A 15,851-nucleotide genomic window follows, 5' to 3' on the forward strand; every position below is an offset into this window, starting at 1 on the left:
AGGTCTAGCCACGTTCGTCGTGGGTGGCGTTGTTGTGGACGAATCCTTTGAAGCGGTTCGAGGCGTGAACGACCGCTCCGTCCGGCGGTAGTGTTCGACGGACATCACAGGTATCCCAGTTGCTGGAGTCGCGCTTCGACGTTCTCGGACGAGGCCGAACTCGATTGAGGGGTGATACTGGGGTCGTACTCTCCGAGATCGGTCGCCGAGGTTTTCACCCACGGGACGTTCTTCACGACCGGGTGGAGACAGCCGGCGGGGTGGTCGTAGATGCCCCACTCGCCGATGGCGTCCCCGTGGTCGGCCGTGATGGCGACGGTGTCGGCGTCCAGATTCCGGAGCAACAGTTCGACCTGATCGAGCACCGTCCTGAGTGTGTCGCGGTAGGCCGACCAGAACGTCTCGCGGTCGATTTTGCCTTTTCGCAGCGCATCGACGACTGTCTCGCCGCCATCGCGTCCGAACGGGTCCGCCGCGAACGAGTCGACGCCTTCGGTACCGACGAACGGGTGGTGTGGCTGCATGTAGTGAACGATCAGAAAGTCCGGGGCGTACTCCCGACCGACGGCGATGGCGCGATCGGTGACGGGGTCGGGCGGGACGGTTCCGAGTTCGTCGTCCCAGCCGTAGTGCCACACCTCGTCGAGCACTTGGAAATCGGCCGCGTCGAGTACCTCGGCCGAGAAAGCGTTCCCCGTGACGTACGCCGTCTCGCGGGTTTCGGCCGCGTACTCCGTTGTGAACGTCTTCACCATCCACTCTTCGGACATGCTACCGACGGAGCCGACTGATTCGACGCCACTCACGAACGCGTACTCGTCGGCTACCTCACGGAGGAGATCGACGCGACAGGCGTCGAGTACGATGAGGACATCCCACTCGCGGTCGTAAACGTTCACACCCCGTGGAACGTGCCAGCCGAGGTGTCGCCATGCGCCGGCGTAGAGTTCGTAGGTGCTGTCCCGCAATCCGTCGGAGGGGTTCTCGCGTATCCGCGTCGTTGTACGCCTCACCCAGTCAGCGAACGTCATGAGTACTCAGAGTGCGCTCTGTTCTCTTTAATCTTATCGGGAAACGACACAGTCGGCCACCGATTGTACATCCATATCGAGAAATCCTCAATCAGCATTCCAACCAGTGGTACCGTGTAAAATCCTATATTGAGTTGCTACGATAGCCGTCAAGTATTATATGTGGGATGACGAAGGACGAAGGGAGAAGCAGATGAGACAGACACGAGAGGTAGTTTCGGTAGTCATCACTACCTACTATCGCAACGACCGCTTGCGTGGTGCGATTGAGAGTGCGCTCGGTCAGACCTACCCAGCAGTAGAAGTCGTCGTTGTCGACGACTCCGGCGAAGCGCACGCGAAAAGCGTAGCGGACGAATACGACGTGAGATATATCCCACATGATGTGAACAAAGGAACTAACACAGCTCGGAACACCGGTATCGAGGGCTCATCCGGGCGATACGTACAGTTGCTAGATGACGACGACCGATTGCATCGAGAGAAAGTACAGGCACAGATGGAGGCCTTTGCTGTATCCGACTCGACTGGCGTGGTGTACTGCGGCGTCACCCTCAAAGGAGACAGTGAGACCCGAGAAGTGTTGCCCGACCCCGACGTCAGTGGTGACGTCCTAGCCTGCGCGCTCACGCTCGATCCGTTCCCCTGCTATACCAGTTCGATGCTGATCGATAGAGAGTACCTTGATCGAGTCCTGCCGCTTGCGGTTCGCCCGACCGTCGATGACCTATGGCTGATGATCGAGCTGGCAAAGATAACCGAGTTCGATCATGTGGCTCGGTCCTTGGTCACGAAACGGCAGACGGACAGCTCTCTCGGTCAAGGAATGACCAATGCCCGAGAACGATTCAATCTCATCGAGGAATACGACGAACTATACGAAAAGTTCCCTGCCGCCGTCCGTGGAACGGCGCTTGGCAACACACATCATCAGACTGGTTCGTTGTTGTTCGACGAGCGCATCTGGTCGTTCAAAGCAACACTCGCCTACTGGAAAGCACTGTATTATCGTCCGGAACCCTCAACTCAGTTCGTGGGCGCATGTATCGCCTCACTGCTCGGTAAGCCAGGGATATCTGCAGCGAAATCGCTTCGTTCTTTGGTCACGTGAGCGTTCATCCCTCGAACACACAGTTCGACAAGCACACCAACGGTACTCACTCAGCGGACCACGAACAAGAGTTCCGAGAATGTTCAATTGATTGGAAAATTATGGGTACGAACGGCCCCGTGCCGCTTGGAGCAAGTCTCCAAACGTAGCGAGTCACGAGCTCGACCACCATCAACACGCATAGTGAGAGTAGCCGTTCACAACAACGTTTATGATGTGATAGGAACAATGGTTTCGAGAACACGTACTACCGACGGCAGACCACGGGAGAATCCAAACCAATGAGTTGCCCTAGTGTGAGTGTCGTACTTGCCACGTACAATCGAGCGGACGTGCTCGGACGAGCGATTCGAAGCGTATTGGCGCAGACGTATTCGGACTTCGAACTCATCGTCATCGACAGTGGGACAGACAACGCCGACGAAATCGTTGCCTCGTTTGATGACCCGAGAATACGGTATCTGCGACAAAAGCCACAAGGGCTTGGAGCAGCCAGAAATCTCGGTATCGACGTGGCACGGGCCGAGTTAATAGCGTTTCAAGACGACGACGACGAATGGCAGCCAACGAAATTAACCAAGCAGGTGGACGCGATCCGAAACGCGCCAGAAAGCGTCGGCGTCGTGTATTCAACGGTCCAGAAGATACAGAACGGTCAGCAGTGGTGGGTTCCAAACGAGAACACAACCCAGACGAGCGGAAGTCTCGTCCCCGCACTCTGGCGGCATAACTTTGTCTCACCCCAAACGGTTCTCATCAAAAAACGATGCGTGGAGACGGTAGGCGGGTTTGACGAGAGCCTACCCGCACTTGAGGACTGGGAGATGTGGCTCAGAGTCGCGCAGACATTTGAATTCGAGCACGTCGATGAAGCCTTGGCGACAGCGCACATCAGCGAGGATAGTATGAGTGTCGATTATGAATCGCTTGCGGTAGCAAGAGACGCCATCGTTCGCAAACACCGACACACGTTCGACGAAGAGTCGGTAGCCCGACATCTGTTCTGGTCTGGACATGGGTTCATGAAAACGAACAATGTCGACCAGGGTCGAAGAAACCTACGAGAAGCACTTTCGGCCGAGTTCCGACCGTTGTATCTCGCCAGTTTTGCCGCCTCAATCTGTGGGCATCGTCTGTACAACCGTCTGTACAGCATGAGAAAAAGCGTTGGATGAAATACACTCTGTTCAGTTCAGACACCATCGGAAATGTCCTCGTACTGGCTCCACAGCGGGTAACCGCCGTCATCTGAAGGAGCTGATAACCGTATTGAAAACCGTGCTGATACCAATATCGAACCGTCGCTCTATGCCGACCATGACGAGAGAATAGAGGACGATTCCCACAGTAACCAGAAACAGGAACTCCACTATCGATGAGCCAATCGCCACGTTCGTTCGGACGAACCACACCCCGATCGCCATCACTGCACTACCAACGGCAGGGTACGAAACAACGCGGATGAGTCTGAAGTAGCTTCCCTCGACCTGTCTCACCGCGAGATAGTTGGCTATCGGGCTGGCGACGATCCCGCTCACGACGACCACGAATGCTGTCCCGGCGATACCCCAGCGATCAGTAGCAGAATAGATCAGTACAACGACAATAGCGAGCTCCAGAACCTGTAGTTTCGTGTTATAATCCGGCCGTCCAACGGCCTCAAACAATGGGCCAGTCGATGATCCGAGTGAGCGGATAGCGCCCCACAGGGTGAGTATCTGCATCGGCCATACCATGGGCAACCACTGCTCGCCAAGAAACCCCTGGACGAACACCGGGGCGGTGACGAAAATTCCTGCCGCCATCGGGAACGAGACCATCGTTGTCAGTTGAATCGTTCTGAAATATCCCTTCCGGAGCTTCGTGTCATCGGTCTGTAGCTGTGAGTACGCTGGAAACACGACGTTCGAGATCGTATGTGTGATCTCCGTCGCCGGTGCGTTCGAAAAGCGAAACGCGAGTTGATAAAACCCGAGCACGCTCGCACTGAGAAACCATCCAATGAAAGCATCATCGCCCTGATTGAGCAAAAAAGCAAGAACGCCCGAGCCCAAAATCCATTTCCCGTAGCCGAGAAGTTCGCGTGCCTGTGCCCTGTCGAACGCTGGCCACGGTCGGTACTCGTGAATCAGATATGACAGAACGATTGTGACGATATTGCCCGCGAGCCGCCCGAACACGAACGCCCATACACTCCGGAAAATCCACGCTGTAGCGATCGTCACCGCCGCGTTCACGAGTGAGCCAGTCAGGGTATAAGCGAACTGTTTGTGAAAATCCAGATTCTTCCGGAAATAGATCAACCCTGGATTCCGTAGGCTAGTGAGCAACGACGTGAGCGCGAGCACCCTGATGAGATCTGTCGATCGAGGTTCGCCGAAGAACACGGCCGCATACGGGGCCGCGACGTACGCGATACCGACAACGAGAACGCCTCTGATGATCTGCAAACTCCAAGCGGTGTTCAGATACTCGTTTATATTGCGTTCTTTCCGCTGGATGAGAGCTCTGTCGACACCGAACTCAGAAAACTGCTCCAGAACAGTGAGAACGAGGAGAGTAATCCCGATGAGACCGATCGCGGCAGGTGAGAGCAAACGGGCGAGGACGATCAGTTTTGCGAGCTGTAGTCCGCGGTCGAAGACGTTGATCAACGTGACCCAAATACCGCTTTTTACCGTGCGCTCCTTGACCCCTCCTTCCGGAACGAGCGTCCGCTTGACAAAATCCAGCAGTTGGTTGAGCGACAATCTATCGAACATCTTGGCGAGAGTGGTAATCAAGGCATCGGTCGTCGAGAGCACAGTCCGAGGATCTTCTCTCGTCTTGGGTTTCCACTAACGACCAGCGACGGACGTTCTCCAGACTGGGCGGCACCGACCAAGGCAGGTAGTGTGAACATCCCCAGCCGGTAACCTCACACTGGATTGGTGAATCGGATCGTCGATACTGAGCCCATATCTACATCAACGGTCGATGTACCATTCGACGAACTGCTCTAGTCCGGTTTCGAGATCCACTGACGGCGTCCAGTCCAAGTGCTCCTCGGCTCGGGTGATGTCCGATACGTACACCTTCTGATCACCCTCGCGCCAGTCGTCGAACCCGACGGCCGTCCGCCTGCCTGTCTGTGCCTCCAGCAAATCAAAGAGTTCGATCAGACTCGTCGTGGTGTGGGGACCACCACCCATGTTGTACACGGCCGGTTTGTCCGTCGGATTCGAGAGGAAGGCGTCGTAGGCTTCGACGAGGTCAGTAACGTATAGCGCGTCCCGAACCTGTTTGCCGTCACCGTAGACGGTCAGCGGTTCGTCTTCGAGCGTGCTGATGGCGAAGTGTGCGATCCATCCCTGATCTTCGATGCCGAACTGCCGGGGACCGTAGATACAGCTCATCCGGAACGCAGCAGCGTCGATCTCGTTTCGCGCTGCGTAATCCTGCAAGTAGAGGTCACCGGCGAGCTTCGACGTCCCGTACGGTGTGTGTTCACAGTCATCGATCGACAGCGATTCCGGGATTCCACGTTCGTATTCGGGGTCGTCGTACCAGTACCGAGTCTCCGCTTCTCGAACCGATATTTCGTTGACGTTCGATCCGTACACCTTATTGGTCGACGCAAAGACGACAGCGGGATCGCTCTCGGCCTTTCGGGCTGCTTCGAGGACGTTGAACGTCCCCTGGGCGTTCACCTCGAAATCCGTCCGGGGGTCATTGAGCGACGCAGTGACCGCCACCTGGCCGGCCAGATGGACGACCGCGTCGTGCCCCTCGACGATCGATTCGATGCGATCGCTGTTCCGGATATCGGCCTCGACGAAATCGATATCCGGGTACCGTTCTCGGAGATAGTCGTAATTGTACGCCGCCGTGTCGCGGCCCTCCGCTGTCGCTGCGAGCGTGCTGGCCCGCGAGAAATCGTCGAGCACCGTAACCTGAGGTCCCCGGGTCGCATAGTATTCGGCGACGTGGCTGCCGACGAACCCGGCTCCACCGGTGACGAGAACGCGGTTGATCGCTCCCATAACTCGTCAACAGTTCCCACAGATATATTCCTATTCATTGTTCTGTCACCACAACCACATACCATCGAAACCGCTCGATCGAAGCGTTCGTTCCCGCCGACGAGGGCTGCAAACCGCGCCGAGCTGGATGGACCATACGAACGAACGATCGGGACCCCAATAATATAAAAAATATTTAAAAAGAGTTTTATCTATCGATAGCAATTAGTGTATTGTGATGATCGACGGAGTCGAGGTGCGCGACCTTCGAGTCAACGCCGACGAGCGTGGCCATCTAGTAGAGGTCTTTCGCGAAGATTGGGAGCTGTACGACCCGGAGCCGGCAATGGCCTACTACTCGATGACGTATCCCGGAGTGATCCGGGCGTGGCATCGACACATACGTGGGCAGGTCGATCACTTCACCTGCCCCAGCGGGCGCATCAAGATCGGAATCTACGACGACCGCGAGGGATCGCCCACTTTCGGCGAGGTCGAGACATACGTCGTCGGCGAACACGAACAACGGCTCGTCAGGATCCCTGGCGCTTGCTGGCATGGGTTCAAGGCAATCGGCGACACTCCAGCGATACTGATGAACTTCCCGACGAATCTCTACGATTACGACGACCCGGACGAAGAGCGACTCCCACACGACACGGATGAGATTCCGCTCGACTGGGAAGCGGATCCGCATGGCTGAACGAAGGTGACAGACGATGAAGGGACTCATACTTTCAGGCGGGCAGGGAACGCGGCTGCGACCGATCACGCATACCGGTCCGAAACAGCTCGTGCCGGTGGCGAACAAACCCATTCTCGAATACGCCATTGAAGACCTCCGGGAGGTCGGCATCACGGAGATCGGCGTTGTACTCGGGAACCTGGGACGGGAGGCGATCCAGTCGTTCTTAGGTGACGGTTCTGCGTTCGGCGTCGACATTACCTATATCGTACAGGGGAATCCACTGGGACTCGCCCATGCTGCAGGCTGTGCCCGAGATTTCGTTGGTGACGAGGATTTCGTGATGTATCTCGGGGACAACATCCTGAAACAGGGGATCGACGAACTGGTGTCGAGCTTCCGGCAAAGCGACCACGCGGCCGGCATCGCGCTCCAGCACGTCGACAACCCACAGCAGTTCGGCGTCGCCGACGTCACGGCAGACGGACGAGTCGTCCGATTGGTCGAAAAGCCCGACGAACCGCCGAGCGACCTGGCGCTGATCGGGATCTACGTGTTCTCCCCGGCCATCTTCGACGTGATCGAGCGCCTCTCGCCGTCGTGGCGTGGCGAACTGGAGATCACCGACGCGATCCAGGCCCTGCTCGATGGTGGACACACCATCGACTCACACGTGGTTGGCGGCTGGTGGAAGGATACGGGAAAACCGGAGGACGTCTTGGAAGCGAACCGGCTCGTTCTGGAAGACGTTCGACCATCGATCGACGGTCGAATCGAGGACGGCGCGGACGTCACCGGTCGCGTCGATCTCGCCGAATCGGCCGTGATCGAAGCGGGAGCGGTCGTTCGCGGTCCGACCACCATCGCCGCCAACAGCGTGATCGGGAGCGACACCTACGTAGGCCCGTACACCTCGATCGGCCCGGGGTCGACGATCCGGGCGGCCCACATCGAGAACAGCGTCGTCATCGGCGAGGCGGAGATCGAGACGCGTGGGACGATCGTCGACAGTCTCATCGGTCGACGAGCTGTCGTCGGGAGCGCGGCGGATCTCCGTCCGGAAGGCCACCGCCTCGTCGTCGGCGAGAACTCGACACTCAAACTCTAACCATGCGTATCATCACCCACACCTGTCCCGACTGTGGAACCGTCGTCGCGGCGAACGAACTGGAGTCAACCCGTGTCGAGAAATGTCCCGGGGTGGACTGTGAACACGTGCTCCAGTTCGACGATCTCCCCGAGCACGAGCGACAGCACTTTCTGGCGAACCGGGACCGATACCGGCTCTGATCGCTGCGAGATGAGCCGTCCTGTGGTATCGTCGTTTCAGCTACCATCGTCCGTCCGGTGGAGTCGATCGTCGAGCGCATCGAGATCGTCGGCGAGCGACGGCTGGTTCCGGCTGAAACGATTCTCGATCTCCCCCACATCGAGACACGTTTGACGGGGACGGCTCGCGGGCCGATCGACAGCCGTTATGGATGACCGTTCGAGCAGTGTCGCTGGCGCATCCACTCGTTCGCGAATCGCCACACCGAACTCGTACGGCGTCACACAGGACCGGCACGCGACGTGGTACGTCCCCGTACACCGCTCCCGAAGGAGATCGAGGACGGTCTTGGCCGCCTGGCCCGCGCGAGTCGGCGTGACTCGCTGGTCGGTGAAGAGCGGAACGGACTCGCCCGCATGGAGTCGGTCCCGGACCCACGCCGGAAAGCCGGCCACTACCCCGGGTGGGTTCGCGCGGCCGATCCCGTAGACGAACGACAGTCGCACCACCAGAGGTGTGTCGTGTTGCCGTCTCACGGCTTGTTCACCGGCGAGTTTCGACCGGCCGTACTCCTGTATCGGGTTCGGTGTCGCCGACTCGTCGTACCGGGTATCGGCCCGTCCGTCGAACACGTAGTCCGTCGAGAGGTGGACAAACGGGATCGCGTCCTCCTCACAGACCGCCGCAAGCGCGCCTGGAGCGTCAGCGTTGACTGTCCGAGCCCGGTCCGGCTCGCGCTCGCACGCATCGACATCGGTCAGTGCGGCACAGTTCACCACCGCATCCGGACTGGTTCGGCGGACCACCGATCGGACTCGTTTTCGGTTCCGGATGTCGAGCTCGGTGAGCGAGACATCCAGCGTGGGTGGTTCGGAACGATAGGTGCCAGTGACCGACCACTCGCGAGCCACGGCTGCCGTCACGACGTTGCTCCCGACCAGGCCACCGGCCCCGAGCACGAGGAGGTGCATATTCTGCCGAATTATAGAACAGGCAATATTATAAATACACAGTGTGCGTAGATCGACGCATGCGGATACTCGTCACCGGCGGTGCCGGATTCATCGGTTCGAACTACGTTCACTACCTCATCGAAAACACCGATGACACAGTCGTCACGCTGGATGCCCTCACCTATGCTGGTACGAAGGAGAACCTGGAAGCAGTCATCGACCATCCTCGCCACGAGTTCGTCGAGGGTGATATTCGAGATCGAACACTGGTCACAGAACTGCTCGAAGACATCGATGCCGTCGTCAACTTCGCCGCGGAATCACATGTTGACCGGTCGATCCAAAGTTCCGAGCCGTTCGTCACGACGAACGTCCATGGGACGCAGACGCTTCTCGACGCGGCAGTAGAGGGTAATATCGAGCGATTCCTTCAGATATCGACGGACGAAGTGTACGGACAAGTCCTCGATGGCACCTTCAACGAAGACGACCCGCTCGATCCTCGGAACCCGTACGCAGCGACCAAAGCCGGAGCGGACCTCCTCGCCCTGAGCTACGAGACCACCTACGATCTCCCCGTACTCGTCACGCGATCCTCGAACAACTATGGACCTCGACAGCATCCCGAGAAGCTCATTCCGAAGTTGGTCTCACGGGCCACTGCGGGACAATCGCTTCCCATCTACGGCGACGGATCGAACGTGCGCGAGTGGACGTTTGTCGAGGACAACTGCCGAGCCATCCATCGTGTTCTCCAGGATGGTACACCAGGTGAAATTTACAACATCGGTAGCGGAGTGGAGATCCCGAACATCGAGGTGGCGAGGCGAGTCCTCGACACCGTCGGTGCTTCCCACGACCTCATCGAGTTCGTCGAGGACCGTCCCGGCCACGATCAGCGGTACGCACTCGACATTCAGAAAGTGTCGGCACTGGGGTGGGAGCCGCAGTGGTCGTTCGACGAGGGGCTCGAACGAACCATCGATCACTTCGTGTGAGCGGTCACCCCCACTGGGGAACACTGCCGACGGCACCGTCCATCGGTCAGTCAGGGACAGTAGGTCGTGATCGATTCGGGGTGGGTGCGTGCTCCCACAACGCTCGCGTAGAGCGTCTCGGTACTCTCGGCGATCCGATCCCACTCGTACTCGTGAGCAGTGTCCCTGCATGCCGTCGCCGACGCGTTCGAACGCGCCCGCCGGATGCCCGCAACGAGTCCGTCGATAGTCCTGTCACAAACAGCTCCCGTGACGCCATCGTCGACGAGCTCTTGGGCGGCGTTCTGGGGATGATCGACCGTCACGACCGGCGTGCCACAAGCCAGCGCCTCTAGAACGGAAATGCCGAACCCCTCTCTGCGGGATGGGGCGACGAAGACTGTCGCGGTCTTCATCAACGAGAGGACGTCGGTGTATCGATCGATCTCTCCGACGATGGTTACGTTTTCAGCGAGCCCGAGGCGTGCAACCAGCGATTCTATACGAGCGCGCTCCGGACCGTCGCCGACGATGATACAGTTGACGTCAGACTCAGTTTGTCTGAGCTGTGCGACCGCTCGTACGAGTACGCCGGCGTTTTTCTCCTCAATCAACCGCCCCACGTAGAGCAGGTCGACCGGCTTGTCGGCGGGTGGAACGGTCTCGACCTCCGCCACATCGATCCCGTTCGGCACGAGGCTCGCATCCGCAACGCCGAGACGGCGGAGGTCACGAACAGTCCGCCCTGAAACCGCCACATGTCGGTCGGGAAGCGTTGCAGTCAGCCGTTCGATGACTCTGCCGACCGTTCCCTTCCAGCCGAGATACTCCATCCAGTAGTCATCCCAGACCTCGTGCCACGTCAGTACTAACGTCGAGCGCCGCAGAACCGACTGGAGTTTACTCGGAAACACCGGAAAGAACGGGAACTCCTGACAGTCGATCACGTCGAATGATTCGTCCGCAAGCGGCCGCACCAGACGTGCAGTGAAGGCGAGAGCTTCGGTGATCGACCGCCTGCCATCGACGTAGAGATCGGTCGGGGACATAACGCCATGGAGTGTCACCCCATCGCGAGTCACAACCGCCGGACCATCCCAGTACTTGAGTCCATACCAGTGGATATCGTGGTGGACAGCCAGACGTCGTCCGATTTCCCAGACGCGTTTCTGGACGCCGCCGGTCTCCCACGGGAACACGGCGTCATATACGTACGCGATCCTCATCCGTCAGTCACACTCTTCCTTTTCATGGTCGGATACACGGGAACGACGTTCCCACTCCTGTTTTTCGAATGCAGCGGATCGACAACGCGACGTTCGATGGCGATCAGCAACCGACAGGAGTCGATCACACATCACCGCTGGGAACCTGGCGTAGTTCGTCCTGCTGACGGAACGAATCCACAGTGTACCGGATCCCGGTTTCCAGGTCGATGCTCGGCGTCCAATCGAGCATCGTCTCCGCGCGCGTGAGATCCGGTCGTCGTCGGCTGGGATCGTCCTCGGGCAGCTCCTGATAGCTGATCCCCGCGCGAGTGTCGAGCGCCGCCAGAATCGTCTCTGCGAGTTCCCAGATCGTCACTTCCTCCCTACTACCCAGATTGACGACCGCACCAGCGGCACGCTCACGGGGTGCCTCTGCGAGCGCTCGAATCCCGCTAACGAGGTCCGAGACGTAACAGAAACTCCGGGTCTGTGATCCGTCACCGTACACGGTGAGATCCTCGCCACTGAGTGCCTGATCGACGAAGTTCGGAATGACCCGTCCGTCGTTTCGTCGCATACGGGGGCCATACGTGTTGAAGATACGGACCGTTCTGGCGTCGACGTCGTGCTGGCGGTGATAGGCCGAGACCAGCGCCTCGGCCAACCGTTTGCTCTCGTCGTATGGAGCCCGCACGCCCCGAGGGTTCACGCGTCCGCGGTACTCCTCTCGTTGTGGATGGATCTCCGGCTCGCCGTACACCTCGCTCGTCGACGCGAGGACGATCGTGGCATCGTGAGTCCGTGCGGTTTGTAGCGCATGGTTAGTTCCCACGCTGTTCGTCAGCGCGATGTCGATCGCATTGGCTCTGAAATCGATCGGACTCGCGTGGGAGGCGAAGCTGTAGATCTGATCGACACGATCGAAATCGGGGAACGACTCCGTAACGTCGTGTCGCACGCTCTCGAAGCGGGCGGTCTCGATGTGGGCGTGGTTTTCGGGCCGACCGGACGAGAAGTTGTCGAGCGACGTCACGCGATACCCGTCATCGAGAAGCGCATCGACGATGTGACTCCCGAGAAACCCCGCTCCGCCCGTGACGATGGCGTGTGGTCGATCGTCACTGTGGTCCCCCTGTGTTTCGATCTGTACCCTCTGCTGTGGGTTTTCGGTTGGATTCTCCGGGGGTTTTCCGTTAGGACGGTTCATGCACCGTACCCCTCTCGGTCCGTCTCGTCGCTATCGATACTCTCATCCTCAGGGCTGGCGGTGGATCGCGGTTGATGGAGGAGTCCGAGAAAGAACGAACTGAAGAACGTCTGGGCTCCCAGAACGAGCGTCGTGAACGCAAGCATATCGGAGGTGATGAGCGGACGCTGTGTGTAGCCGCTCGCGATCCATCCGCCGAGGAGAAAGACGGTGTAGCCACCGCCAAGCGCGATCAGTGCAAGGCCGATCGCGAGACCGTATTCGAGCTGGAAGCGACGTTTGAGCCACCCTGTGATCGGGTCACGTTGGGGTCTCACTGGACTCGAGGTGACTGAGCTGAACACGGCGAGACCGCCGATCTGGTATCCGACGATCGTCAAGAGGCTCCCGGCGATTACCGTATGTGATCCGAACACGATTCCACCGAGAGTGAGACCGAAAAGCGACGCCGCCATCGTGAGAACCCCGGCCGAAAACAATCCGAACGCCGGGACAGAAAACAGGAGTCCTGGGGCGTTCATCGCCATGAACTTGACGTGCCGCCAGCCGTCACGGAAACTGCTGAGTGTGGCTTCACCCTGACGTTCGTGGTAGGTGATCGGAACCTCGGCGATCTGGAGATCGTTCGCTCCGGCCGCCATCACCATCTCGCTGGCGAACTCCATTCCGTTCGTTCGAAGTGAGAGTGTGTCGATCACCTCCTTTCGAAACACCCGAAAACCGCTGTGGGCATCGCTCACGCCCGCTCCGTAGAACAGGTTCAGGAATTTCGTCAACAGCGGGTTGCCGACGTATTTGTGCAATGCCGGCATGGATCCGGGCAGTATGTTGCCTGCCAACCGACTCCCCATCACGACATCGGCATCGCCGCGAGCCACGATCTCGAAAAGGTCCGGCAGCTCTTCGAAATCGTACGTCGTGTCTGCGTCCCCGATGACGACGTACTCGCCGCGGACGTACTCGAACGCGTACCGGTAGGCGTACCCGTACCCCGATCGATCCGGTGTAACGACGAACGCACCCATCTCCGCAGCGATCTGTGGGGTCCGATCGGTCGAGCTATCGCTGACGATGATTTCGCCCGTGATCTCTAGCTCACTGAGTGCATGTTTGATACTCGCGATGCACTCCCCGATACCTTCCTCCTCGTTGAGCGTCGGCATGACAACACTCACTGTCGGCTGTTGTTCGTCATCCCGCGCAACCAACGAGATGCTGTCGGAGTCCGTTTGAGGCGTCGTGAATGAGACCTCCTCTTTTGCTGTCGTTGGAGGTTTCGGCGCGTTCTCTGCTCCCGTATTCCTCTCAAGACTCATGCATGCCGATGGAATCAGACACACATATAACTATTCAGTAATTTTTGCCCAGCTTATCATTGAATTTCAATGTGTGTGGGATTTTCACAAGGAGAACCCGTTTTCATGGGATGATTGAGTACTACGTAACGGGAATACCTGTGTTACATCGCCAGTTTTTGTGACGAACGAGGGATGGACAATAGATTTCTGAGACACCGAGAACCGTAGATGATCTGGTCGATTCAGTAGCGGTCAGGCATCGCGATCAATCACAGCTATCCACAACTCTATACTCTACTGAGGATGACGACAGTGACAAGACTGTTGGCATCCAAATTTCTTAGTAATCTGGTATTTCATGGAAATCCAAACATCGAACTCCTTTGAGCAGCCCCACTCCATTGATATAGCAATATAAGATTCATGCGTTGTCCATCGGGCACGCTGGAAACTAAAAATTCTCACACTAACTGATAGATATTTTCTTCATAGACCTCACGGACGCGATTTCCCCAGTTGTGGGTGTAGGTATCGATGATGTCGCCGGCGACATCGCCACGGAGATACTTCACGATGCCGCGGTCACCGGTGCGATCCCGGAGATGGGTAGTGAAGAAATGACGGAAATAGTGTGGTGTGACGTTCTCGGTGGCGTCACCGCCGGTGTGGTACCAGTCCATCGCGCGCGCGTACTTCGACACGATCGAACGCACCATGGGTGGTGTGAGACGTTGCCCCCAGTCGTCTCGTGTGCTGAGAAACAGCGGCTCGGCGTCTGAGACGGCGTCCGGCCGAACAGCGAGCCACCGCCGGAGCGTACCGTGGAGTTCGTCGTCGACCGGGAGTATCGTCGCACGTCGACGCTTGTTTGCCGCGCGCCGTCGCTCGCCGTTGATGCTGTCCCCGCGGTTCACGTCGTTCGCGACGTATATCGATCCGACCCGTCCGTTCAGCTGCCCCCGTCCGCCGAGGGTGTAGGCTGTTTCGAGATCCTCGTCGTCGATCGCGAGGTCCCGTAAATCGAGGTTACAGAGCTCACCGACGCGCATTCCGGTTTTCAGTAGCGATACGATCACCGCTCGATCGAGCGGGTGAACGATTTCATCGACGAATCGACGCATTTCGGACACCGAAATATCGCGTCGCTGGGGGTCTTTCTCGATGGTTTCGTCCATCTCCTCGACGACGAGCGCCATCGGGTTCGATTCGAACACCTCGACTTGTATCATGTAGGTGTAGAACCGATGCAGATACGATGCGTATGTCGCTACCGTGCTCTGCCTGTGCTCGGCGCGAATCGAGTGGATCCAGGCCATACACTCGCGCCGTCCGGCTTCTGCCGGCGTAAATGGACCACCTGGACACCGATCGGGATCCGCGAGAAACGTCTCGAACCGCCGAAGAACGCGTTCGTAGGCCTCCTGTGTGCGTTCCGAACGTCCATGATACTCGAGGTCTTGAAGGAAGTAACCGATCGGGTCATCTACACCGGTTGCTTCAATCGCCATCGACATTCCTGAGGGTGTAGCCACCGTGACGTCCGCTGTACTGGACTCGATTCTCGCGTTGAAGGCGCTGGAGCGTGGTTTCGAGGTCCCCCTTGATGTCCTCGATGAGCGATTCGACGAGTTCATCCCACGAACAGTAGCCGTCGTCGAGAACGTCGAAGACCCGGTCTTCGAGGCCGTCGACCCCTGGGGTTTCGTCCTCAGAACCTGCTTGTCCTGCTTCATCGGTGTCGACGGCGAAGCCACGTCGACCGGCTTGTGTCATCGTCCGGACGAATTCGCTTTGGTTCATGCCCAGTTCGTCGGCGTGTTCGCGCCACTGCGCTTTCTGGTGTGCCGAAACGCTCACCCTGACTTCTTTCTGGTCGGTATCCGTCCCGTCGGTCATTGGCTGAACAACGAATCGCTTCCGTCATCAAAGTTCCGTCTCTCAGTCGATAAAGTCTCTTATCTCGCACGTGGTGGAAACAACTATCTCACCGCCGTACTGCGATTCTCACGCGCCCTTGCAGGACGAAAACGAGCTTTCTTGCAGCTTACCCTTGCAGGCTTGCAGGATTGTGTGTCGATTCGTGGTGGGTGTACCGTGAGGGGTCACGGAG

Annotated in this window: 15 protein-coding genes; 6 read left to right on the forward strand and 9 right to left on the reverse strand. The window is 58.2% G+C overall.

Translation table 11 applies throughout. From position 1 onward, the window contains the following. Positions 1-104: 104 nt before the first annotated feature. Positions 105-1,031 (reverse strand): hypothetical protein, encoded by a 927-nt coding sequence (locus tag C449_RS09015; RefSeq protein WP_006077686.1) that lies wholly within the window; start codon positions 1,029-1,031, stop codon positions 105-107. Between the two features lie 193 nt (positions 1,032-1,224). Here C449_RS09015 and C449_RS09020 point away from each other — a divergent pair, with 193 nt between their 5' ends. Both C449_RS09020 and C449_RS09025 read left to right on the forward strand, forming a co-directional pair. After that, complete coding sequence (locus C449_RS09020; RefSeq protein WP_161606453.1) at positions 1,225-2,142, forward strand: glycosyltransferase family 2 protein; 918 nt, start codon at positions 1,225-1,227, stop codon at positions 2,140-2,142. Positions 2,143-2,438: 296 nt separating this feature from the next. Beyond that, positions 2,439-3,317, forward strand: coding sequence for a glycosyltransferase family 2 protein (locus tag C449_RS09025; RefSeq protein ID WP_161606454.1), 879 nt, complete (start codon positions 2,439-2,441; stop codon positions 3,315-3,317). Positions 3,318-3,386: 69 nt separating this feature from the next. Here the strand turns inward: C449_RS09025 and C449_RS09030 are convergent, their stop codons facing one another. Both C449_RS09030 and C449_RS09035 read right to left on the reverse strand, forming a co-directional pair. Continuing rightward, complete coding sequence (locus C449_RS09030) at positions 3,387-4,946, reverse strand: lipopolysaccharide biosynthesis protein (protein WP_006077689.1); 1,560 nt, start codon at positions 4,944-4,946, stop codon at positions 3,387-3,389. A gap of 162 nt (positions 4,947-5,108) precedes the next feature. Then, complete coding sequence (locus C449_RS09035) at positions 5,109-6,164, reverse strand: NAD-dependent epimerase/dehydratase family protein (protein ID WP_006077690.1); 1,056 nt, start codon at positions 6,162-6,164, stop codon at positions 5,109-5,111. Between the two features lie 217 nt (positions 6,165-6,381). Here C449_RS09035 and C449_RS09040 point away from each other — a divergent pair, with 217 nt between their 5' ends. The 3 genes from C449_RS09040 to C449_RS09050 are packed head-to-tail and all read left to right on the forward strand — an operon-like array spanning position 6,382 to position 8,118. After that, entirely contained in the window at positions 6,382-6,846 is a 465-nt protein-coding gene (locus tag C449_RS09040; RefSeq protein ID WP_006077691.1) for a dTDP-4-dehydrorhamnose 3,5-epimerase family protein, read from the forward strand. A gap of 16 nt (positions 6,847-6,862) precedes the next feature. Beyond that, entirely contained in the window at positions 6,863-7,936 is a 1,074-nt protein-coding gene (locus C449_RS09045) for a glucose-1-phosphate thymidylyltransferase (protein WP_006077692.1), read from the forward strand. Between the two features lie 2 nt (positions 7,937-7,938). Next, on the forward strand, positions 7,939-8,118 hold the full coding sequence (locus tag C449_RS09050; RefSeq protein WP_006077693.1) for a hypothetical protein: 180 nt from the start codon (positions 7,939-7,941) through the stop codon (positions 8,116-8,118). Positions 8,119-8,154: 36 nt separating this feature from the next. Here C449_RS09050 and rfbD read toward each other — a convergent pair whose 3' ends face one another. Continuing rightward, positions 8,155-9,069 carry a dTDP-4-dehydrorhamnose reductase gene (gene rfbD, locus C449_RS09055; RefSeq protein ID WP_006077694.1) on the reverse strand — a complete coding sequence of 305 codons (915 nt, stop codon included), beginning with the start codon at positions 9,067-9,069 and terminating at the stop codon, positions 8,155-8,157. Between the two features lie 59 nt (positions 9,070-9,128). Between rfbD and rfbB the strand changes: the two genes are divergently transcribed. Then, positions 9,129-10,049 carry a dTDP-glucose 4,6-dehydratase gene (gene rfbB, locus C449_RS09060; protein WP_006077695.1) on the forward strand — a complete coding sequence of 307 codons (921 nt, stop codon included), beginning with the start codon at positions 9,129-9,131 and terminating at the stop codon, positions 10,047-10,049. Between the two features lie 50 nt (positions 10,050-10,099). Here the strand turns inward: rfbB and C449_RS09065 are convergent, their stop codons facing one another. The 5 genes from C449_RS09065 to C449_RS09085 all read right to left on the reverse strand — a co-directional run bounded on the left by C449_RS09065 (position 10,100) and on the right by C449_RS09085 (position 15,637). After that, entirely contained in the window at positions 10,100-11,254 is a 1,155-nt protein-coding gene (locus C449_RS09065) for a glycosyltransferase family 4 protein (protein WP_006077696.1), read from the reverse strand. Between the two features lie 124 nt (positions 11,255-11,378). Continuing rightward, on the reverse strand, positions 11,379-12,443 hold the full coding sequence (locus tag C449_RS09070; protein ID WP_006077697.1) for an NAD-dependent epimerase/dehydratase family protein: 1,065 nt from the start codon (positions 12,441-12,443) through the stop codon (positions 11,379-11,381). Beyond that, a complete protein-coding gene (locus C449_RS09075) occupies positions 12,440-13,759 on the reverse strand; it encodes a glycosyltransferase family 2 protein (RefSeq protein WP_080504916.1) in 1,320 nt (439 codons plus the stop codon). The genes C449_RS09070 and C449_RS09075 overlap by 4 nt, the downstream gene beginning before the upstream one ends. A 443-nt stretch (positions 13,760-14,202) precedes the next feature. Continuing rightward, positions 14,203-15,255: a tyrosine-type recombinase/integrase gene (locus C449_RS09080; RefSeq protein WP_006077699.1), complete on the reverse strand. Its 1,053-nt coding sequence runs from the start codon at positions 15,253-15,255 to the stop codon at positions 14,203-14,205. Beyond that, positions 15,239-15,637: a DUF5805 domain-containing protein gene (locus tag C449_RS09085; protein WP_006077700.1), complete on the reverse strand. Its 399-nt coding sequence runs from the start codon at positions 15,635-15,637 to the stop codon at positions 15,239-15,241. The genes C449_RS09080 and C449_RS09085 overlap by 17 nt, the downstream gene beginning before the upstream one ends. Positions 15,638-15,851: the final 214 nt, after the last annotated feature.

Source organism: Halococcus saccharolyticus DSM 5350 (assembly GCF_000336915.1).
GTDB lineage: Archaea > Halobacteriota > Halobacteria > Halobacteriales > Halococcaceae > Halococcus > Halococcus saccharolyticus.

Excerpts from the sequence above, each read along its gene's own strand:
- C449_RS09015 (WP_006077686.1), bottom strand. The coding sequence starts at position 1,031 with ATGACGTTCGCTGACTGGGTGAGGCGTACAACGACGCGGATACGCGAG.
- C449_RS09020 (WP_161606453.1), top strand. The coding sequence starts at position 1,225 with ATGAGACAGACACGAGAGGTAGTTTCGGTAGTCATCACTACCTACTAT.
- C449_RS09035 (WP_006077690.1), bottom strand. The coding sequence starts at position 6,164 with ATGGGAGCGATCAACCGCGTTCTCGTCACCGGTGGAGCCGGGTTCGTC.
- C449_RS09040 (WP_006077691.1), top strand. The coding sequence starts at position 6,382 with ATGATCGACGGAGTCGAGGTGCGCGACCTTCGAGTCAACGCCGACGAG.
- C449_RS09045 (WP_006077692.1), top strand. The coding sequence starts at position 6,863 with ATGAAGGGACTCATACTTTCAGGCGGGCAGGGAACGCGGCTGCGACCG.
- C449_RS09050 (WP_006077693.1), top strand. The coding sequence starts at position 7,939 with ATGCGTATCATCACCCACACCTGTCCCGACTGTGGAACCGTCGTCGCG.
- rfbD (WP_006077694.1), bottom strand. The coding sequence starts at position 9,069 with ATGCACCTCCTCGTGCTCGGGGCCGGTGGCCTGGTCGGGAGCAACGTC.
- rfbB (WP_006077695.1), top strand. The coding sequence starts at position 9,129 with ATGCGGATACTCGTCACCGGCGGTGCCGGATTCATCGGTTCGAACTAC.
- C449_RS09065 (WP_006077696.1), bottom strand. The coding sequence starts at position 11,254 with ATGAGGATCGCGTACGTATATGACGCCGTGTTCCCGTGGGAGACCGGC.
- C449_RS09070 (WP_006077697.1), bottom strand. The coding sequence starts at position 12,443 with ATGAACCGTCCTAACGGAAAACCCCCGGAGAATCCAACCGAAAACCCA.
- C449_RS09075 (WP_080504916.1), bottom strand. The coding sequence starts at position 13,759 with ATGAGTCTTGAGAGGAATACGGGAGCAGAGAACGCGCCGAAACCTCCA.
- C449_RS09080 (WP_006077699.1), bottom strand. The coding sequence starts at position 15,255 with ATGTCGATGGCGATTGAAGCAACCGGTGTAGATGACCCGATCGGTTAC.
- C449_RS09085 (WP_006077700.1), bottom strand. The coding sequence starts at position 15,637 with ATGACCGACGGGACGGATACCGACCAGAAAGAAGTCAGGGTGAGCGTT.